Origin of the sequence: uncultured Phyllobacterium sp. (genome assembly GCF_902479695.1) — a bacterium.
GTDB classification, from domain to species: Bacteria; Pseudomonadota; Alphaproteobacteria; order Rhizobiales; family Rhizobiaceae; genus Phyllobacterium; species Phyllobacterium calauticae.
In genome coordinates this window covers 21,643-41,862 of sequence record NZ_CABSQF010000021.1, presented here as the reverse complement: position 1 = coordinate 41,862, position 20,220 = coordinate 21,643, and the positions used below count along the sequence as shown (strand labels likewise).

The 20,220-nt window shown below is 62.9% G+C and carries 14 protein-coding genes; 7 read left to right on the top strand and 7 right to left on the bottom strand.

Annotation, left to right across the window (positions count from 1 at the left end; all coding sequences use genetic code 11):
* Positions 1-9: 9 nt before the first annotated feature.
* Positions 10-3,132 (bottom strand): efflux RND transporter permease subunit, encoded by a 3,123-nt coding sequence (locus RDL77_RS14240; protein ID WP_288193436.1) that lies wholly within the window; start codon positions 3,130-3,132, stop codon positions 10-12.
* The gene (locus RDL77_RS14235; RefSeq protein WP_223615418.1) at positions 3,129-4,373 is read right to left on the bottom strand and encodes an efflux RND transporter periplasmic adaptor subunit; all 1,245 of its coding nucleotides are present in this window, start codon (positions 4,371-4,373) and stop codon (positions 3,129-3,131) included. The genes RDL77_RS14240 and RDL77_RS14235 overlap by 4 nt, the downstream gene beginning before the upstream one ends.
* A gap of 207 nt (positions 4,374-4,580) precedes the next feature.
* On the opposite strand from RDL77_RS14235, the gene RDL77_RS14230 reads away from it, so the two are divergent.
* Positions 4,581-6,845, top strand: coding sequence for a mechanosensitive ion channel family protein (locus RDL77_RS14230; protein WP_288193435.1), 2,265 nt, complete (start codon positions 4,581-4,583; stop codon positions 6,843-6,845).
* Positions 6,846-7,107: 262 nt separating this feature from the next.
* On the opposite strand, the gene RDL77_RS14225 is transcribed toward RDL77_RS14230, so the two are convergent.
* Genes RDL77_RS14225 through RDL77_RS14215 form a run of 3 tightly spaced genes read right to left on the bottom strand, consistent with a single transcriptional unit; the run spans position 7,108 to position 9,745 of the window.
* Positions 7,108-7,896, bottom strand: a complete 789-nt coding sequence (locus RDL77_RS14225) for an ABC transporter ATP-binding protein (protein WP_288193433.1) — start codon at positions 7,894-7,896, stop codon at positions 7,108-7,110.
* Positions 7,893-8,888 (bottom strand): iron ABC transporter permease, encoded by a 996-nt coding sequence (locus RDL77_RS14220; protein ID WP_288193432.1) that lies wholly within the window; start codon positions 8,886-8,888, stop codon positions 7,893-7,895. Before RDL77_RS14220 ends, RDL77_RS14225 begins: the two co-directional genes overlap by 4 nt.
* Positions 8,885-9,745: an ABC transporter substrate-binding protein gene (locus RDL77_RS14215; protein WP_288193431.1), complete on the bottom strand. Its 861-nt coding sequence runs from the start codon at positions 9,743-9,745 to the stop codon at positions 8,885-8,887. Before RDL77_RS14215 ends, RDL77_RS14220 begins: the two co-directional genes overlap by 4 nt.
* 177 nt (positions 9,746-9,922) lie before the next feature.
* Between RDL77_RS14215 and RDL77_RS14210 the strand changes: the two genes are divergently transcribed.
* The 5 genes from RDL77_RS14210 (at position 9,923) to RDL77_RS14190 (ending at position 15,404) form a co-directional block, all read left to right on the top strand.
* On the top strand, positions 9,923-10,909 hold the full coding sequence (locus RDL77_RS14210) for an aldo/keto reductase (RefSeq protein WP_288193430.1): 987 nt from the start codon (positions 9,923-9,925) through the stop codon (positions 10,907-10,909).
* Between the two features lie 250 nt (positions 10,910-11,159).
* Entirely contained in the window at positions 11,160-12,014 is an 855-nt protein-coding gene (locus RDL77_RS14205) for a ferredoxin--NADP reductase (protein WP_288193429.1), read from the top strand.
* 172 nt (positions 12,015-12,186) lie between these two features.
* Positions 12,187-12,651, top strand: a complete 465-nt coding sequence (locus tag RDL77_RS14200; protein WP_105735155.1) for a MarR family winged helix-turn-helix transcriptional regulator — start codon at positions 12,187-12,189, stop codon at positions 12,649-12,651.
* Complete coding sequence (locus RDL77_RS14195; RefSeq protein ID WP_288193427.1) at positions 12,644-13,864, top strand: HlyD family secretion protein; 1,221 nt, start codon at positions 12,644-12,646, stop codon at positions 13,862-13,864. The genes RDL77_RS14200 and RDL77_RS14195 overlap by 8 nt, the downstream gene beginning before the upstream one ends.
* Entirely contained in the window at positions 13,857-15,404 is a 1,548-nt protein-coding gene (locus RDL77_RS14190) for a DHA2 family efflux MFS transporter permease subunit (protein ID WP_223615426.1), read from the top strand. Before RDL77_RS14195 ends, RDL77_RS14190 begins: the two co-directional genes overlap by 8 nt.
* Positions 15,405-15,459: 55 nt before the next feature.
* Here the strand turns inward: RDL77_RS14190 and RDL77_RS14185 are convergent, their stop codons facing one another.
* Together RDL77_RS14185 and RDL77_RS14180 are read right to left on the bottom strand one after the other, a co-directional pair.
* Positions 15,460-16,476, bottom strand: a complete 1,017-nt coding sequence (locus RDL77_RS14185) for an amino acid ABC transporter substrate-binding protein (RefSeq protein WP_288193425.1) — start codon at positions 16,474-16,476, stop codon at positions 15,460-15,462.
* Positions 16,477-16,561: 85 nt separating this feature from the next.
* A complete protein-coding gene (locus RDL77_RS14180) occupies positions 16,562-19,615 on the bottom strand; it encodes an aminotransferase class III-fold pyridoxal phosphate-dependent enzyme (protein ID WP_288193423.1) in 3,054 nt (1,017 codons plus the stop codon).
* A gap of 123 nt (positions 19,616-19,738) precedes the next feature.
* On the opposite strand from RDL77_RS14180, the gene RDL77_RS14175 reads away from it, so the two are divergent.
* Positions 19,739-20,191 carry an Lrp/AsnC family transcriptional regulator gene (locus RDL77_RS14175; RefSeq protein ID WP_223615429.1) on the top strand — a complete coding sequence of 151 codons (453 nt, stop codon included), beginning with the start codon at positions 19,739-19,741 and terminating at the stop codon, positions 20,189-20,191.
* Positions 20,192-20,220: the final 29 nt, after the last annotated feature.

Here is a 20,220-nt window from a genome sequence, read left to right as displayed (position 1 = left end):
GGGGGACGCCTATTCCGCCGCGTGCGGCGCCGCAACTGTGCCGCGTTTGCCGAAGACCCTGCGCCATAGCTGCGTCGATCCGCGCGACATGTCTTCCATGTAGAGGAAGATAACCGGCGTGATGAACAGCGTGAGGATTTGCGAGGCGAACAGGCCGCCGACCACGGCCACGCCGAGCGGCTGGCGCAATTCCGAACTGGCGCCGGCACCGATGGCAATCGGCAGGGTTCCCATCAGCGCGGCGAGCGTCGTCATCATGATCGGCCGGAACCGCACAAGGCAGGCTTCGCGGATCGCGTCATGCGGCGTGTCACCCGCCCGCTGCCGGACAAGGGCAAAGTCGACCATCATGATGGCGTTCTTCTTGACGATGCCGATCAGCATCAGCATGCCGATGATGGCGATCACGCTGAGGTCAAAGCCGAACAGTTGCAGCGTCGCCAGCGCCCCGGCCGCCGCCGCCGGCAGGCCGGTCAGGATGGTCAGCGGATGGATGAAGCTCTCATAGAGAATGCCGAGCACGATATAGATCGTCAGGATCGCCGCGCCGATCAGCAGGCCCTGATTGGACAGCGCCTGCTGGAACACTTTGGCGGTGCCGGTGAATGTCGAGGAAATCGAATCCGGGACATTCAGTTCCGCCTTGATCTTGTTGATTTCTTCCACCGCCCTGCCCAAGGCAATCCCCTGCGGCAGGTTGAAGGAGATGGTCACCGCCGGCAGCTGGCTCAACTGGCTGACGGCCAGCAGTCCGGCGCGCCGCTCCACATGGGCGAAGGAAGACAGCGGAATGAGCTTGTTGGTGGTGGTCGAGCGGATCTGCATCTGGTCGAGCTTGTCGGTCGTCCAGGGGATGGACGGATCGAGCTCGAGGATCACCTCGTAGCTGTCGCCGGTGGAAAAGATGGTCGAGGCCTGATTGGTGCCGAAGGCGTAGTAGAGCGAATTGCGCAGCTGCGTCGATGAAATGCCGAGGAGCCGCGCCTTGTCCGCATCGATCACCAGATTGGCCTGCAGCGCATTGTTCTGCAGGTCGCTGGTCACATCGGCAAAATATTGCCGGTCCTGCTGCAGCGCCAGCAGGAATTTCTGCGACCATGGATAGAGATCGTCGGCATTGATGCCCTGCAGCACGAACTGGTACTGCGCGCGCGACGACGTGCTGCCGATGCGCAGGTTCTGGATGGCGATGGGATAGCTGTTGATGCCGGGCACCTTGGCCAGCGACTGGCGCAGGTCCGTCAGCAGCGGGTCGAGCGCCAGTCGCTGGGATTTGGGTTTGAGCTCGACGAAGAAACTGCCCTGGTTGAGGCTCGATGAATTGAAGCCGCCGCCGATGGTCGATGCCACATGCGCCACATAGGGCTTGCTCCTCAGGACATCGGCCACCTGCTTCTGCAGCGCCACCATGGCATCGAACGAAATGTCCTGCCGCGCTTCGGTCGAGATGGAAAGCTGGCCGATATCCTCGGTGGGCAGAAAGCCCTTGTCGATGGACGAGAAGAGATAAAGCGTTGCAACAACCGTCAGGAGAAAGATTCCGAAGACAACGATACGGAAGCGCAGGCAGACATCGAGCATCCAGCGGTAACCGCCAAGGACCGCATCGAAAACCCGCTCCGTCAGGGGTTTGCGGCCCTTTCCATCGTCATGCGGAATGGCCGGCATGTGGCTGCACAGCATCGGGGTCAAGGTCAGCGATATCAGCGCCGACGCCACGATCGCCACGGTCACCACGACGGCAAATTCGTTGAAGATGCGCCCGACCACGCCGCCCATCAGCAGGACGGGGATGAAGACCGCCACGAGCGATGCGGTGATGGACACGATGGTGAAACCGATTTCCTCGCTGCCCTTGAGCGCCGCCTCGCGCGGCGGCATGCCCTCCTCGATATGCCGGGATATGTTCTCCAGCATGACGATGGCATCGTCCACCACCAGCCCGACGGAAAGCGTCAGGCCCAGCAGCGAGATATTGTCGATGGAAAAGCCGAAGACATACATCACGCCCAGCGTGGCGATCAGCGACAGCGGCACGGCAATCGTCGGGATAAGCGTGGCCGCGATCCGCCGCAGGAACACGAAGATCACCATCACGACCAGCGCGATGATCAGGATGAGCGTAAATTGCACATCCGATACGGCCTGCCGGATCGACGTCGAGCGGTCGTTGAGCACGTTGAGGCTGGTGGACGCACCGAGCTCTTCGGCGAATTTCGGCAGCATGGTCCGCACGCGGTCCACCACATCGACCGTATTGGCGCCGGGCTGGCGGAAGACGGCCAGCACCAGCGCCTTCTTGCCGTCATAGCGGCTCTCGGTCTGGGTATTGGCAACGGAATCCACCACCCGCGCCACGTCGCCCAGGCGCACCGGCTTGCCATTGGGCGACGCGATCAGAATCTGGCGGAATGTGTCGGCATTCTTCGACTGCGTGTCGGCCTCGATTGCCATCTGCTGGGTGGGGCTGGTGAGCGTTCCCACCGGCGCAATCGAATTGTTGTCGGCCACGGCACTCGTCAGTTCATCGATGCCGATGCCGCGTGCCTTCATCGCATTGGGATCGACCTCGATGCGCACGGCGAACTGCTTGGCGCCGAACACCTGGACCTCGCCGACGCCATCCACGGTCGACAGCGACGGCGAGATGACCTGCTCGGCATAATCGTCGAGCTTCGACAATTGCGCCATATCGCTTTGCAGTGCGATCAGCAGGATGGGAGCGTCGGCTGGATTGGTCTTGCGGTAGCTCGGCGGCGTCGTCATGTTCGCCGGCAGCTGCCGCAGCGTCCGTGCGATGGCCGCTTGGACGTCGGCGGCGGCCTGATCGATGTTCCTGTCGAGCTCGAATTCGATGGTGACGCGGGTCTGTCCCTGCGTGCTCGTGGCGCTGATCGTCGAAACGGAGGGTATCGTGGCGAACTGCTTGATCAGCGGCGTTGCCACGGCATTGGCCATGGTGTCGGGCGCGGCACCCGGCAGCTGGGCGGAAACCGATATGACGGGGAAATCGACCTGCGGTAGGGCGGCAACAGGGAGGAACTGATAGGCAAACAGGCCCGATGCGGCCAGCGCGACGGAGAGGAGGATTGTTGCGATAGGCCGGCGGATGAATATGGCGGAGATGTTCATTGCACCGTGTCCGTCTTGATCGGATCCGGTGCAACCGCATCGGCGGCCGACAGTGCGGGCGCCGCAGTGTCCACATCGGCCACCGTTTCAATGACGCTCGAGCCGTCCTGCAGATGCAGCTGCCCGTCGATGACCACATGGTCGCCGGATTTGAGGCCCGCGGTGGTGACGGCGGTATCGCCGACCGTTTCAACCACGGTCACCGCCTGCTTGATCACCTTCTTGTCGGGGCCGACGACAAAGGCGAATGTCCCGTCATTGCCCTGCTGAATGGCGATCAGCGGTACGGTCACGGCGTCCTTGTGCGTGCCGATTTCGACCGTTGCGTTGATGTACTGGCCGGGCCACAGCGCGCCGTCATCATTGGCCACATCCGCCTTCAGGACAATCGTCCCGGAGGCCGTGTCGACGCTGGAATCGACAAAGTTGAGCGGGCCGGACGCAATCACTTCCTTGCTGCCGGGAACCTTGACCAGAACGTCGAGCTGACGTTCCTTCATCGCATCGCGCAATGTCGGCAGATCGCTTTCCGCCACAGTAAACGACACCCGCAGCGGTGCCATGCGCGTGATGGTCAAAAGACCGCCGCCGGTATCCGCGGTGCGCACGAAATTGCCGACGGATGTATTGACCACACCGACACGGCCATCGATGGGTGCCTTGATGGTCATGTAGGACAGGAGGACCTCGTCGGCCTGGATCTGCGCCGTATCCATGGCAATCGACGCTTTCAACGCATTGACAACGGCAAGCGCCTGATAGGTCTGCTGCTGCGTATTGATTTTCTGGCTTGACAGGGCCTGCGCTCCGATCAGGTCCTGATTGGCGGAATCGAGATTGGCCTGGTCCTTGGCCAGTGCCGCCTTGTCCTTCTCGATCGTCGCTCGGATCGTCCGGTCATCCAGTTGAAAAAGCACGTCCCCGGCCTTGACCATCTGCCCGTCCTTGACATTGGTCGCCATCACCACGCCATCGGCTTGCGGCCGGATGATAACCGTGTTGATCGGCTCGATATTGCCGACAACCGTCTTGGTGATGGGCACGTCTTCGGTCTTGGCCGTGGCGGCAACAATCGATGGAACGGCGGCAGACCGTCCCTTGCCGGACCCTGCGGCCGGCGCTGTCGCGGCAACCGTCGTCGGCCCCTTGCCGGCAGGCGGCGCGTTCAGATGGGGAGAGAGAAAGATGTAGCCGAGTCCGGCCAATACAACGAACGCGATCAAAAGACCCAGACGTTTCACTGCACGCTACCTCCAGGGCACCGCCCGTTAGCCAACAATGTATCGGCTATGGACTCTCTCACCTTCCCGGCATCTTGTCGAATGACCATTTTGTCATGTTTGCTGCAATGCACAGGGCGGTAATCGCCCGGATCGGGCAATGCAATCAGCACTTGAAGCCGACCAAGCAATGCGCGTACTCCTATCAGGAGAACGAAGGGGACCGCGATGCTGAAACACCTGAACATTCCATCGGCAATGCGCGTGGTCCTTTTGTGTCTGTGCATGGCACTTCCCGGCGTTTTCGCAGCGGCCACAACCGCCCGCGCGCAGACCGCGGCGCCGGAAACCGTCACCATCGTGCTGCAGCGGGGCCAGAGCGAAGCCGACATCAACAACACGCTGCGGGCCGCCTATGCCAGCGGCCGCAACGTTGTCGTGCGTTGGGAGGATCCGGCACCGGCCCCCGCACCGGCAAAAGCCAAGGCCTTGCCCGCCGCGCCGGCCGCCGATAGCCCGCTCGATCAGGCCGAAGCCCTGGCCGAGAATGCGCTGGATTCATTCGGCACCGGTCTCTCCGTCGGGCTCACGGGCATCGGCCACATCGTCGAACTGCCCTTCATGATGGACAAGGGGCTGCAAAGCCAGGGCGGCGACTGGGGTCAGGTTACCCTCGTCACGCTGGGTGCACTGCTTGCCGCCGCCGCCGCGGGCTGGATCGTCTTCCGGCTTGGCACGGCCCTGATCGTCCGCCCGCTCGGCGAGGACGCCGATCTCGTCCATCGCGCCCGCGGCTCGCTTGCCCGTACGGTGCGCGACATCGCCGGCATTTGCGCCTTCATTGCCGTCGGGCACATCGTCATCAACGTCCTGACGGCCGACGCGCCGATGGCCTCTACCCTAACGTTGAGGCTGCTGCACGCCGCGGCGCTGACCCTGGTCTATGCGGCGGTCGGACGGCTGTTCCTTTCGCCCGGCGATCCCCAGGCAAGGCTCCTGCCCATCAACAATCCGCAATGGCACTTCCGCATGCTGGTTGCCTATGGCCTCACCGGCGCCCTGGTCGGCCAGCTCGTCCGCCTGTCCCTGGAAAGCGGTGTCAGCCGCGGCGTCACCGAAGGCTGGTTCCTGATTGCAGCGACCGTGGTTACGGTTCTGAAACTCTGGTGGTTCATTGGCGGGCGCAAGGACATCACCGCGGTGTTTGCCGGACCGGCACCGAGCATGACCCGGCAGGTCATCGCAAGCGTGCTTCCGGCATTCCTGTCTTTTGTAGCCATCCTGATCTGGGTTGTCGGCTGCATGGCAGCCAGTGCTCCGCAGCGCGCCCATTGGGGGGAAGCGGCGGGCGCAACCCAGGTCATCGTCCTGCTGATACCCATCATCGCCCTTGGCATGCATGCGCTGATTGCGGCCATGCAGGAGCGGCACAAGAACGACACGCCCCTGCCGCCGCTGGCGCAGGCTTTCATCGCGGCCATCCAGACACTGGCGACCGGGGGCATCTGGCTTCTCGGTCTCTTCCTCATTATCCGTCTGTGGACCAGCTACATGGACAGCGCCTACGCCATGGCGCTGTCGCTCATCACCGGCCTGCTGCGGATCAGCGTTGCCGTGGTCATCGGCTGGGCCATCTGGAGTTTCCTGCGGCACTATTTCACCGCCCTCTCTCCCTCCTCGCGTCCGCTGCTGCCGGGACAGGATGACACGGACGGTCCAGCGCGCACCGCCGCCGGACGCCTCTCGACCATCCTGCCGCTGGTGCGCGATCTCGCCTTTGGCGCCATCGTTGCGATCACGGCACTCGTGGTGCTTTCATCCCTCGGCATGGATATCGGGCCGCTGCTTGCCGGCTTCGGCGTTCTCGGGCTGGCCATTTCCTTCGGCTCGCAAACGCTGGTGAAGGACGTGGTCTCAGGCATATTCTTCATTGCCGACGATGCATTCCGCACGGGTGAATATATCGACACCGGCAAGCTCAAGGGCACCGTCGAGCGCATCACGCTGCGCTCCCTGCAGCTGCGCCATCAGAACGGCCCGGTGCACACCATCCCCTTCGGACAGATCCAGTCGGTGACCAATTACAGCCGGGACTGGAGCACGATCAAGTTCGAGCTGCGTTTCGACCGCGACACCGATCCGGAAAAGATCCGCAAGACGGTCAAGAAGGTCGGCCAGGACATGCTCGAGGATCCGGAATTCGGCCCGGAATTTCTGGTTCCGCTGAAATTCCAGGGCATTCAGGACATCACCGAGAATTCGATGATTGTCCGGCTCAAATTCACCGCCAAACCGGGCAACCCGTCGCTTATCCAGCGTGAGGCGATGAAGCGGCTGCTCGTGGCCTTCCGCGAAGCCGGCCTCCTGCTGGCATCCAATGCGGTGACCGTGCGCTCGGGGACCAACGATGCGGCCGGTGCCGGTGCGGCAACCCAGATCGCCCTGGAGAAGGCCGCCGAACTCGCGTCGACGCAGGCGGCCAAGCCGGGCTAGGTCGTGCACTCATAAATCTGGTCGAAATGGCGCCTGAAACGGCAAGAAGATGCAAGGAGAGATGCGAAGGGCGGGGCCTTTTCCCCGGCCGAGCGGCTCGACACTGCAGCATGCAGCCGTTTCGGCGTCCAAAGGATATGGTCCATTTGCCCGGCTACATCGTCGCAAAGCCTCAAAAATGAACCACATTTCCCTCGTCTTTGCTCCTTGTATCCAAACAAATGGCCTCATACCATTTCAATCAGATTTATGAGTGTACGACCTAGTGCCACTCCGGCGTGCCGGCAAGCGCGACAGGCTGGACGATCAGCCCCTGCTCCGTCGCCTGGAGATAGGCCTCGACACCATAGATCCGGCGCATGTGATCGGCCGTCAGCACCTCCGCGGGCCTGCCGTCGGCGACGATCCCGCCTGCGTGAATGAGAACCAGCCGGCTGCACCAGTGCGCGGCAAGGCTGAGGTCGTGCAGGGATGCAACCACCGCCGAGCCCTTGCCGGCCAGATCGGCAAGCGACTGCATCAGGCCGATCTGATGCGCCGGATCGAGCCCCGCGGCCGGTTCGTCCGCAAGCAGGAGCGCCGCATCCTGCGCCAGGGCACGGGCGATCAGCACCCGCGCCCGCTCGCCGCCGGAAAGGTCGAGAGCCGAACGATGGCGCAGCTGCTGAACATCCATCCGCTGCATCGCCTGTTCGACCAGCGCCGCGTCATGCGCGCTCGGCCGGGAAAATCCGCGGCGGTAGGGCGTGCGGCCGAGCGAGACGAGATGTTCCACCGACACGGCCCAGGCGATTTCGCGGTCCTGCGGCAGATAGGCGACGTGCATTGCCCGTTCCTCGACGTTCATCCGCCTCGCCGGTTTTCCGGCAATGCCGATGTCGCCGCTCGACGGCACCAGGCCGAGGATACTCCGCAGAAGGGTTGACTTGCCCGCACCGTTCGGGCCGATCAGCCCGACAAATTCACCGGCGCGAACGTCAAGCGATACATCGTGCAGGACGGCCCTGGAGCCGAGCGACGCGTGGACATGGGACAGGCTGAGGATCGTCATATCAGCGTCCTCCGCGTGCGGAACACCAGCCAGAGGAAGAAGGGCGCGCCGATCATGGCCGTCAGCACGCCGAGCTTCAAATCCCGGCCCGGCGCGATCAGGCGCACGAGAATATCGGCTGCCAGCAGCATCGATGCGCCGCCAAGCGCACTGGCCGGCAGCAGGCGCGACGGCCGGGCACCCACCAGCGGCCGCAGCACGTGCGGTACGATCAGGCCGACGAAGCCGATGGCACCGGCAACGGCGGTGGCCGCCCCGACGGATGCGGCTGTGCCCAGAATGGCGAAGAACTGCACCCGCCGGATGTTGATGCCCAAGCTGGCGGCGGCATCGGGGCCCAGTGTCAGGGCGTCAAGCGCGCGGCCGAGGCTGAACAGCAGCGCCCAGCCCGCAAGGATGAACGGGGCGGCAAGCTGCACATGCAGCATGGAGCGGTCGGTGAGGGATCCCAGCATCCAGTAGACGATCTCCATCGCGGCAAACGGGTTGGGCGACAGGTTCAGCGCCAGCGTGGTCATCGCCCCGGCTAAGCTCGAGACCGCGACGCCGGCGAGAATGATGGTCAGCGTACCCGCGCCGCGGCCGGCCAGCGCCTGCACCAGGAAGACCGCGAGAACAGCGCCTGCCAGCGCCATCAGCGGCAGGGCAAGCGGGAAAGCCAGGGACAGGCCGGTATAGATGGCGATCACCGCGCCGAGGGATGCCGACGCACTCACCCCGAGAAGGCCCGGTTCCGCCAGCGGATTGCGCAGATAGCCCTGCAGCACCGCGCCGGAGAGCCCGAGGGTCGCCCCGATCATCAGGCCGAGCAGCGCGCGCGGCAGCCGTATTTCCCGCATGACGATGACGATGGCATCGCCCTGCCCGGTCAGCAGGGCGCGCATACTGTCCGAAATGCCCAGTGCGGCCGGACCGGCGAGCAGCGACAGCACGAACAGGACAAGGGTCAACAGCGCAAGCCCGGACAGGAGAAGACGGTAATGATCCTTCATCTGGAGCCCTCCCGCCGTGCCGCATCCGACAGCAGCTTGACGGCCTCTGCCGTGAAAGGTCCGCCGCATATCCAGTACTTGTCGGGGATATCGACGGGCTGCCGCCCCTGCAGCGCTGCCCGGAACGCCGGATGGAGCTGCGCGTCATAGGCAAGCGCGGGCGCCGGATAGGCGTTGTGGGTGGCAATCAGGTCCGGCTTGGCCATGACCAGTTGTTCGAGTGACAGTTTTTGCGTGCCGTCGAGGCCCAGTTTTTCGCCCATATTGATCAGTCCCGCCCGGTCGACGACCTCACCGGCCAGGGTGTTGCGGCCCGAGGTAATCTGATTGGCATAATAGAGCGCGACGGTGGGCGCATCGGCGCTGCGTGCCGGAACGCTTGCCAGGGCCATGTCCATGGCGCCCAGAAGTTCTTCCGCCCTGGCTTCGCGCCCGAGCAGGGCACCCATCCGCCGCACATTGGCGCGGATATCCTCGAAGGAAGATTCCGGCGGGAATTCCTCGACGCGAAATCCCAGCCGCCTGAGAATATCGGTCGTGGCCCGCGTGGTATAGGTGCTGGTCAGGACGAGATCCGGCTGCATCAGGAATATCTCTTCCGCCTGACCATGATTGAGCGCAAACGCCCCCGCCTCCCCGGCCAGAACCGACACGGTCGCGTCCCCGGCGAGATAGGACACGGAAACGAGTTGCCCGCCCGATGCCAGCAGCATCGCCAGCTGATCGGTGCAAAGGTTCATGGAGACGACGCGCCCCGGTGCTTCGGCCAACGCGGAATCGACCGTGGCAAGCAGCGCAATGGCGGATGCCAACCACGCCGCGCCTGCGCCGACAGCCCGTCTGTATCCCCTGCTCACGCCCGCAAACTCCCCTTGCCCCTCATACAGCCGAAACCTTGGCGGCATGCGGCGACCTGCCTATAGCTGCCATCAATATCGTCCGGCGTATAGTCATTCCTGCGGCATATCCATCGTCTGACCGGTTGACATCCCGTTTTGCCGCTTCCACCATGGGACAGATTCCGGGAGAGACAATTGGACATTCGCAAGATTGGTAAAACGCCGCTGGCCGTCACTGAAATCGGCTTCGGCGGGGCGGCGATTGGCGGGCTGTATCGTGAATGCACGCGCGACGCCGCAATGGAAACCCTGCAGACCGCGTGGGATGCAGGCATACGTTATTTCGACACGGCACCGTTTTACGGTTTCGGCCTGTCGGAGCGCCGGACCGGCGACTTCCTGCGCGACAAGCCGCGCGACAGCTACGTGCTTTCGACAAAGGTCGGCCGCCTCATGCGCCCGGTGCCGGAGGATCAGGTCCCCGATCATTCCTACGTCAATCCCCTGCCCTTCGCCGTCGACTATGACTACAGCTATGATGGCATCATGCGTTCCTTCGAATTCAGCCTGGCGCGCCTCGGCCTGAATCGGATCGACATCCTCTACATCCACGACATCGGTGCCTACACCCATGGTGCCGGACAAAACGCCCTCTATATGGACCAGCTGCTCGGCAGCGGCCTGAAGGCGCTGGACGAACTCAAGTCGGCCGGGGCGATTGCCGCCTATGGGCTGGGGGTGAACGAAGTCGAGGTCTGCCTCGATGTGCTGGCCCGCCATCCGCTCGACTGCATTCTTCTCGCCGGGCGCTATTCCCTGCTCGACCGCGCAGCCGAACGCGGCCTGCTCAACGTCTGCCGGGCGCAGAACACCTCCCTCGTCATTGGCGGCGTGTTCAATTCCGGCATTCTGGCGACGGGTCCCGTCCCCGGCGCGCATTTTGATTATGGCCCGGCATCCCCGGATATTCTCGAGCGCGTCCGCGCCATGCAGGCCATCGCGGAGGCCGAAAATGTGCCGCTGGCAGCCGCCGCCATCCAGTTTCCGTTCCGCGAACCGGTCGTGGCGAATGTTTTGATCGGCACCGCGAAGCCCTCAAGCCTGACCCGCAATCTGGAAATTTTATCCACGAAAGTCCCGGAATCTGTATACACCGACTGCGAACGTTTCGTCCTTCGCTAAATTCTTCTAAAAGATCGCTCCGGATTAGTATCGGCATGGGTTTCATCGGGTGGCAGCAACCGCTAATTTGCTGATCTGCCTTGCAATATCAGCCATTGCATATTCCGCTCATCTGATTACATAAGGGCTCGCTGACTGCGTTCAGCGCGCCCGGCTGGCGTATGCGGCGGCCGGAAATCAGGCAATGAATGGAGCAACACCCGGCTCTCTTTCATGTGTTGACACGAAGTATTGAGCGAGAGACCCAGGGATGACTGCATCTTCGTCAGCGACCGTCACGGCGGCACCCATTCATGCAACCGATGACCTTTCGGCACCGGTTGCATTTGCGATTCCCGACAATGTGTTCGCGGAAACGGTCACCGACGTGCGCCATTATACCGATCGCCTGTTCCGTTTCCGTATCACGCGGCCCACGAGCTTCCGCTTCCGTTCCGGCGAATTCGTCATGATCGGCCTGCCCAACGCGGAAAAGCCTGTCTATCGCGCCTATTCCATCGCCAGCCCGTCCTGGGACGAGGAAATCGAATTCTTCTCGATCAAGGTCGACAACGGCCCGCTGACCGAGCATCTGCAAAAGATCAAGCGCGGCGATACGGTGCTCCTGCGCAAGAAGTCGACGGGGACACTGGTTCTCGATGCGCTTCTTCCGGGCAAGCGGCTCTACATGCTGTCGACCGGAACCGGCGTTGCCCCCTTCGCCAGCCTGATCCGCGACCCCGAGACCTATGAAAAGTTCGAAGAGGTCATCCTGATCCAGACTTGCCGGGATATCGCCGAGCTGAAATACATCACCGAAATGGTCGAGGGCATCAAGGATGACCCGCTGATCGGTGAATTCGCCGCCGACAGCCTGCGGCTCTACACGACGACCACGCGCGAACCATTCACCCATATGGGCCGCATCACCGACCTGATGCAGAGCGGCAAGCTGTTCAGCGATCTCGGCCTGCCGCCGCTCGATCCCGAAACCGACCGCGGCATGATCTGCGGCTCGATGCACATGATCCACGACACCAAGGCCATTCTGGAATCCTTCGGCCTGGTCGAAGGCACCAACAACAAACCGGCGACCTATGTGGTCGAGCGGGCGTTCGTCGGCTAAAACCTGCCTGCAGAAACATCTGGAATATCATGCCCGGTCTCCTTGAGGCCGGGCATTTTGCTATGCGCCTTGCCTCACTGACTTGTGACACCTTGTCTCTTCTAAAACATGAGTCCACATGCTATATGTGTGAATGTTATAAGCACCCTTATGAGTTTCAAAACCCCACATCATGGACGACACACCCACTCTTGGCTTTCTGCTGCACGATGTTGCGCGGTTGCTGCGCAAGCGGTTTGAACAGCGGGCGAAATGCCTCGGCCTGACCCGGTCACAGTGGCAGACGCTGGCCTATCTGTCCAAGAATGAGGGGATTCATCAGGCTGGCCTGGCGGAAATCCTCGAAATCGAGCCGATCACCCTGGTGCGCATCCTCGACAAGCTGCAGGAGCGCAACCTGATCGAGCGGCGACGGCACCCGACCGACCGCCGCATCTGGCTGCTGTTCCTGCGCGATGAAGCGCGCCCGCATCTGGCGGATATGCGCGTCATCGGCGAAGTCACCCGGTCCGAAGCCCTCGAAAATGTGCCGGCGGAAGACCGCGAACATCTCATCCGCACTCTAACCCTTATGAAGTCCAATTTGATCGATGCCTGTCAGACACCGGTCGATGACAGGAAGACACACCATGGCTGACGGATCTCTCAACTCCCGCATTCCCGCCAATTCCGATCTCCCCGCAGCACCGGGGCACGCCGCGCCTGTTCTGGAAAAGACTGACGCACCCGGCGAGGCGCCGGTAGCCGCCCGCGTCAACGAACCGGTGCCGCTGCCCGATATCACGCCGCCGAAAACCCGCCGCAACCGTCTGCGCCCCGTGCTCTTCGCCGCGCTGCCGCTTGCCCTCGTGGTCGGCGGCTATTTCTACGTGACCGGCGGGCAGGTCATGTCCACCGACAACGCCTATGTGCAGGCGGACATGGTCGGCGTTTCCACCGATATATCGGGGCTGGTCAGCGCCATCGACGTGCATGACAACGAGGTCGTCAAGCAGGGACAGATCCTGTTCCGCATCAACCCCGACGTCTACCGCATCGCTCTTGAGGGCGCGCAGGCGCAGCTCGGCACCGTTCGCAACCAGATTCTCAACCTGCAGGCGAGCTACAAGCAGACGCTGGCGGAAATCGCCCAGGCGGAATCCGACATTCCCTTCTACCAGAAGACCCTGCAGCGCCAGGCGGACCTGACCAACACCGCCGCCGTCTCCAAGGCCACCTATGATCAGGCCAAGCATGATCTGGATGCCGCCCAGCAGAAGGTCGATGTCGCCAGGGCACAGGCTGCCACCACGCTCGCCCAATTGGGCAACAATGCCGACCAGCCCGTCGAGCAGAACCCGTCCTATCTCGCGGCAAAGGCAACCGTCGACAAGGCCCAGCACGATTTTGACGCGACCACGGTGCGCGCGCCCTTCGATGGGATCGTGACCAATGTCAGTTCGCTGCAGGTCGGCGCCTATCTCCAGGCGTCGCAGGCCGGTTTCAGCCTGGTCTCGACAACCCATATGTGGGTCGCCGCCAGCCCCAAGGAAACCGAGCTGACCTATGTCAAGCCCGGCCAGCCGGTGACCGTGACCGTCGACACCTATCCGGGCGTCGAATGGAAGGGCACGGTTGCCAGCATCAGCCCGGCATCCGGCTCGAGCTTCTCGCTGCTGCCCGCACAGAATACAACCGGCAATTGGGTTAAGGTTGTGCAGCGCATTCCCATGCTCGTCAGCATAAACGACATGGCCGGCAAGCCGCCGCTGCGCGTCGGCATGAGCGTGACGGCCGAAGTCGATACCGGCCATGCACGCGGTCTGCCGCAGTTCGTGCAATCGCTCCTGGGCAGCAAGGATCATGTCTAGCACCGTCGCACTGCCGGGCACCGCACCGGTTGCCAATCGCGGCGCGATCACGGCCTGTGTCATCCTCGCCGTGATCATGCAGGCGCTCGATACGACCATCGCCAACGTGGCGCTGCCCTATATCCAGGGCAGCGTTGCGGCGAGCGCCGACCAGATCAACTGGGTCCTGACCTCCTATATCGTCGCTGCCGCCATCATGACGCCGCCGTCGGGCTTTCTGGCCGCCCGCTTCGGCCGCAAGCGCGTGCTGCTCACCGCCATCGCCGGGTTCGTCGTGGCGTCGGTGCTGTGCGGCATTGCCCAGTCGCTGCCGCAGATCGTGGCTTTCCGGCTGTTGCAGGGCCTGTTCGGCGCCTCGCTCGTCCCGCTGTCGCAAGGCATCCTTCTCGACATCTATTCCGTCGAGGAGCGCGGCTCGGCCATGGCGCTGTTCGGCGTTTCCGTCATGGTCGGTCCCGTGCTCGGCCCCGTCATCGGCGGCTGGCTGACCGACAATATCAGCTGGCGCTGGGTGTTCTACATCAACGTTCCCATCGGCCTTCTCGCCTTTGCCGGCATCGTTGCCTTCGTCACCGAAACCGGGCGGGAGCTGAAGGCCAAGCTGGACTGGTTCGGCTTCGGCACGCTCAGCCTCGCCATCGCCGCGCTTCAGCTTTTTCTCGACCGCGGCGAACAGCTCGACTGGTTTTCCTCCGGCGAAATCCAGCTGGAAGCGCTGGTCTGCGTCAGCGCCTTCTACCTGTTCCTCAGCCACACCTTCACGGCCGAACGGTCCTTCGTCAATCCAAGGCTGTTCCTCGACCGGAACTTTGCCGTCAGCATGTTCTTCATCTTCATCGTCGGCGTAACCTATCTCGCCTCGCTCGCCCTGATGACGCCCTACCTGCAGACCCTCATGGGCTATCCCGTCACCACGGCGGGGATCGTCATGGGCCCGCGCGGCGTCGGCACCATGGTATGCATGTTCATCGTTGGCCGCCTCATCGGCAAGGTCGATACGCGCTTCCTCCTGGTGCTCGGCCTCGGGCTGACCGCCTGGGCCATGTACGACATGACCGGCTGGACGCCTGACGTATCGCAGTGGACCATCGTTTCGGTGGGCTTCATCCAGGGTGCCGGTCTCGGCTTCCTCTTCGTGCCGCTGACGACGATTGCCTTTGCCACCCTGCCCGCCAGCATGCGCGGCGAAGGCACGGGCCTTTACAATCTCTCGCGCAATATCGGTTCCAGCGTCGGCATTTCCATCGTCACGGCGCTGATCACCGAGAATGTGCAGACCAACCATGCCTCGATCGCCGCCTATGTCACGCCGTTCAACCACGCCTTCAATGCGCCTGCCGTGATGCAGCATCTCGACCCGCTGAAGGCGGCGGGCCGCGCTTCGCTTGACGGCATCATCACCCTGCAGGCCACGATCATCGCCTATATGGATGATTTCAAGCTGCTGATGCTGATGTCGCTGGCGGCCATCCCGCTGGTGTTCCTGCTGCGCAAGCCGGCACCCAGCGCCGCGCCGCCGGAACATGCGGTGATGGAATGAAACAAGGGCGGGCGGTCCATCGGACCACCCGCCCCTGTTCTTTTACAGACCCGTCCTAGCGCGCCGGCGGCGCATACATCAGGCCGCCGGCATTCCACAGGGCGTTGATGCCCCGGTCGATCTTCAAGGGGCTGCCCTTGCCGAGATTGCGGTCGAACATCTCGCCGTAATTGCCGGTTGTCGACAGGATGTTGTAGATCCAGCCCTTGTCGAGGCCCAGTGGCGCACCCGTATCCCCCTCGGCGCCCAGAAAGCGCTTGATCGACGGATTGCCGGATTCCATCTGCTTGGCGATGTTCTCCCTGGTAATGCCCAGCTCTTCCGCCTCGATCATCGAGAACAGGGTCCAGCGGACAATGTTGAACCAGCGGTCATCGCCCTGGCGCACCGCCGGTCCCAGCGGCTCCTTGGAAATGATCTCGGGCAGCACCATGAACCCCTCGGGGTCGGACAGGGTCAGCCTTTGCGCGTAGAGTGCGGAGGCATCCGTCGTGTAGACATCGCAGCGGCCATTGTTCAGCGCGACAATGGTTTCATCCGGGCGTTCGAACGAGACGATCTCGTAGGTGATGTTGTTCGCCTTGAAATAATCGGCAACGTTGAGTTCCGTCGTCGTGCCGGTCTCCGTGCACAGCGAGGCGCCGGAGAGCTCCTTTGCGCTCTTCACGCCCAGCGACTTCTTCACCATGAAGCCCTGCCCGTCATAATAGGCGGTGCCGACGAATTTGAGGCCCATGGTGGTATCGCGCGACAGGGTCCATGTGGTCTGGCGCGACAGCAGATCGGCTTCGCCGGACTGCAGCGCGGTGAAGCGGTCCTTGGTGGAAAGCGGAATGAAGTTGACCTTGTCCGGGTCGCCGAAGATTGCCGCGGAAACCGCATGGCAGAAATCGACGTCGAAGCCGGTCCATTTGCCCGTGCTGTCCGCATTGGAAAAGCCGAGGACGCCCTGGCTGACGCCGCAATTGACGCGGCCGCGTTCCTTGATCACCGACAGCGTGTCGGCCTTGGCGGGGGTGGCGGTAAAGGCTGCCGATGCCAGCAGCAGGGCCAGAAGTGCAGTCCGTTTCATGATGTTCTCCCTCATTGTGATTGAATAAATCTTTCCCGCCCGCCGGACACCTGCCCGGCGGTTCGTTCTTTCTTCGGTGTTTGGATCACTGGTTCGCCAGGACGGCCGTGAACGTGTCCTCCAACACGTCGATCAGATAATCCGCATTGGCCCGGCTGAAAATCATCGGCGGGCGCAGCTTCAGGATGTTGTCGTGCGGTCCCTCCGTTCCCATCAGGACACCGCGCTCCCTGGCACCGTTGTTGATGGCGCGGGCAATCTCCGTGGCAGGCTCCTTGCTCCTGCGGTCCGTGACGAGTTCGACGCCGAGAAAGAGCCCCTGTCCGCGCACATCGCCGATGACGGCATGGCGGGCCTTCATCTCCTCGAAGCGCTGCAGCAGGTAATTGCCTGTGTCCAGCGCATTCTGCCGGAGATTGTCGCGCTCGATCACGTCGAGCACCGCAAGGCCCACAGCACAGGAAACGGGATTGCCGCCGAATGTGTTGAAATATTCCATGCCGTTGTTGAACGAGGCGGCGATCTCGCGCGTCGTCACCACCGCCGCCATGGGGTGGCCATTGCCGATGGGCTTGCCCATGGTGACGATGTCGGGCACGACGCCTTGCGTCTCGAACGCCCACCAATGGCTGCCGACGCGGCCGAAACCGACCTGCACTTCATCCGCCGCACAGATACCACCGGCGGCACGCGCCATCGCGTAGACCTCTTTGAGGTAACCATCCGGCAGGAACACCTGACCGGCAACGCTGGGAATGGACTCGGCAAGGAACAGGCCCGGCGCCTTGCCTGCCCGGCGCATCTGTTCGATCTGTTCGGCAACGCTCTGGGCATAGCGGCTGGCAATCTCCGCCTGCGGCCAGTCGGACGGCGCGCGGTAAGGATCGGGAATGGCGGCCTCATAGACATGCGGCTTGCGGCCCTTGCCGCCTCGACGCTTGTATTTGTAGGGGCTGAGCTCGATCAGTTCCTGCGTCGTGCCGTGATAGGCCCAATCGAGCACAATCGCCTCCTCGCGGCCCGTATGCGCCCGCATCATCCGCAACATCAGGCTGTTGGCCTCGCTGCCCGAACAGGCAAAGGTCGCGACCGTCAGGTCACCGGGCAACGTCGCGGTCAGCCGCTCCGCATAGGTGACGATGTTGTCGTGCAGATAGCGCGTGTTGGTGTTGAGCAGGCCCGCCTGCCACGACAGGGCCCTCACCACATCCGGATGGGCATGGCCGAGATGGCAGACATTGTTGAAACAGTCGAGATAGGCCCGGCCGCGATCGTCGATCAGCCAGACGCCCTCGCCGCGCACGAACTTGATCGGCTCCGCATAGGAAATGGAGAGATTGGGCAGGAGCGACGTACGGCGCGCGGCAACAATGGCCTCCCTGCTGCGCCCCGTCTGCTGGAATGTCTCGCGCGGCAGGCCGATGAAATTGGCCGGGTCCGGGAAGAGTTCGCCCCAGACCGGGAGATAGCGCGCTTCGCCGACGCCGAGGATGGCGGTTGCCGACAGGGATGTATCCACCGACAATTGCAGATGCAGATGCGGTGCCCAGCCGCCATTTTCCGCAGGCGCGCCCATTTGGCCGACGAGATCGCCCGCTTGAAGCACGTCGCCCGGACGCAGCCGCGTCAGGGCCTCATGCGCAAGATGCCCCCACAGCGTTGCAAAGGGCGGGCAGCCATCCGGCGCATGTTCGAGCTTGACGAGGCAGCCATAGCCGAGCGGATCGGGTTCGATGACGACTTCTGCGACAGTTGCCGCGATGGGCGTGAACAGCTTCGTGCCTGCAGCCATGAAGAGGTCGATGCCGAGATGCCGGGTGCGCCGCTCCCCGGCAATGAAACGCGATTCGAACATCGCGCCGGTATAGACGGAGCGTTCCTCGCCCCACGGCCCGATGCCGAGCGCAATACCGTTTTCCGCGCAATAGGCATCCCACCATGCGGTTGCCTTGTCCGGTTGCTGCGTCGCGGACCAGACGGTCATGGCATTTTCGGGATCGCCATAGGGAACCAGCGCCTTGGCCGCGGTGGCCGGATGCTGCGCGAGAACCGGGGCAAAGGTCCGGTTGTTGCGCTTGATCCAGCCGGCAACCGCCTTGGCCCCGGCCGATGCATCATATCCGCAGGCATGGCGGAAAATCGCCGTGGCAAAGCCCGGATTGATCGCATCGAGGCGCCGCAGCAATGCCCATGCGGGGGCCTCGCTGATGGCGAGATAGGGATTGTCATCCGTCTTGTCCTTGCGCTGCGCCGACAGCGTGACGCTGGTGACGAGCCGCATGGCGATCAGGTCGAACAGCAGGTCCAGCTCCTGTTCCTGCAAGGGATATTCCGCATGGAAACCCGCAACGATGGCGACTGCCGCGCCAATGGGATCATCGAGATCGAGAATGGAATAGGCGCAGGCCACCGCAACTTCGGCGATCAGGATGCTGTGCAGCGCATCGCCGAAATCGATAAGGCCGGCAATTTTCCCCGGATTGTCCGCGTCGACCAGCACGTTCCAGTCATTGGCGTCATTGTGGATGACGGCGGCGCGTAAGCGAGGCAGGCGCGGTGCCACCCGCGCCTCGAACCGGTCGAGGAAGCGGCCCAGCAGCGCACGATCCTCGGCATTGTCGATATATTTCAGGCGCTGGCGCGACAGGCCCGCCGCCCGCATGTCCCAGTCGAATGTCCTGAGCGCGCCGGGATGCATGAAGCCCTGCATGGCCCTGTCCAGCCGCCCAAGCATCCCGCCGAGGCTTTGCAGGACCGCCGGCGTGCGTTCGCGTTCGGCCAGGGGATCGCCATCCTGCCAGGATACCATGCGGATGCAATGCTGTTCGCCGGTCGAGGATTGGATCTGCACCAGCACCTGCCCGTCCAGTGACCGGCGCAATCTTGGCACCGGCAGATCGGATGCGTTTGCTTCCAGATGATGCAGCAGCGCCGTCTGGAAATCGCTCTGGTCCTTCGGCTCGCTGGAATTGACGGCTTTGAGAATCCAGATGGAGCCGTCCGATGCATCGATCCGGAAATTCTGGTCGCGTTCGCTGGCCAGGGAACTGATCCGGCCCTCGACGCCAAAATGCTCCTTGGCGATGGCGAGGGCTTCCGCATTCGAAAATGCCGGTGCCGGATGGGACAGATTGATCATGCATCAACTCCTTTTCGCCAGAGCTTGGCACGGGCCTCAAAATGGGGCATCCGTTAATCCGCCGGTTTGACCGTCAGAAGGACGGCCTGAACCGGCATTTGGTCGGGGGAAGAGAAGAGGGCAATGAAGGAACTCGATGAAAAGGACCGGAACATTCTGAGCATCCTGTCGCGCGATGCCAAGATTCCGCTGAAGACGCTCGCCGGAAAGATCGGTCTGTCACGCAGCGCAACCAGCGAGCGCATTCTTTTTCTCGAACGGTCGGGGGTCATCCGCGGCTACCGGGCCGATATCGGACAGCTGAACGAGGGGGTGATCTGCGCCTTCCTGCTGATCAGCCTGGTGCGCACCCCGGCGCTCGGCGTGCTGGACCAGCTTGCGGCCCGTCCGGAAGTCCGGCGTGTTTCCTCGGTCAGCGGGCAGCTCGATCTGATTGTCGAGGTCGAGGTGCCGTCGATGAATCATCTCAACACCATCCGCAACACGGTAGCGCTGCTGGAGGAAGTCGATGACGTCACCACATCGATCATCCTGCGCCGCGACATCGACCGGATGGGCGGCGACGCGGGAGAATAACCGCCGGCCGGCCTCACTCTCGGAGGATC

Bases quoted from the DNA above. Each gene is read 5' to 3' on its own strand.
- RDL77_RS14180 (WP_288193423.1), bottom strand. From the start codon at position 19,615: ATGATCAATCTGTCCCATCCGGCACCGGCATTTTCGAATGCGGAAGCC.
- RDL77_RS14225 (WP_288193433.1), bottom strand. From the start codon at position 7,896: ATGACGATCCTCAGCCTGTCCCATGTCCACGCGTCGCTCGGCTCCAGG.
- RDL77_RS14220 (WP_288193432.1), bottom strand. From the start codon at position 8,888: ATGAAGGATCATTACCGTCTTCTCCTGTCCGGGCTTGCGCTGTTGACC.
- RDL77_RS14205 (WP_288193429.1), top strand. From the start codon at position 11,160: ATGACTGCATCTTCGTCAGCGACCGTCACGGCGGCACCCATTCATGCA.
- RDL77_RS14190 (WP_223615426.1), top strand. From the start codon at position 13,857: ATGTCTAGCACCGTCGCACTGCCGGGCACCGCACCGGTTGCCAATCGC.
- RDL77_RS14175 (WP_223615429.1), top strand. From the start codon at position 19,739: ATGAAGGAACTCGATGAAAAGGACCGGAACATTCTGAGCATCCTGTCG.
- RDL77_RS14195 (WP_288193427.1), top strand. From the start codon at position 12,644: ATGGCTGACGGATCTCTCAACTCCCGCATTCCCGCCAATTCCGATCTC.
- RDL77_RS14185 (WP_288193425.1), bottom strand. From the start codon at position 16,476: ATGAAACGGACTGCACTTCTGGCCCTGCTGCTGGCATCGGCAGCCTTT.
- RDL77_RS14240 (WP_288193436.1), bottom strand. From the start codon at position 3,132: ATGAACATCTCCGCCATATTCATCCGCCGGCCTATCGCAACAATCCTC.
- RDL77_RS14230 (WP_288193435.1), top strand. From the start codon at position 4,581: ATGCTGAAACACCTGAACATTCCATCGGCAATGCGCGTGGTCCTTTTG.
- RDL77_RS14200 (WP_105735155.1), top strand. From the start codon at position 12,187: ATGGACGACACACCCACTCTTGGCTTTCTGCTGCACGATGTTGCGCGG.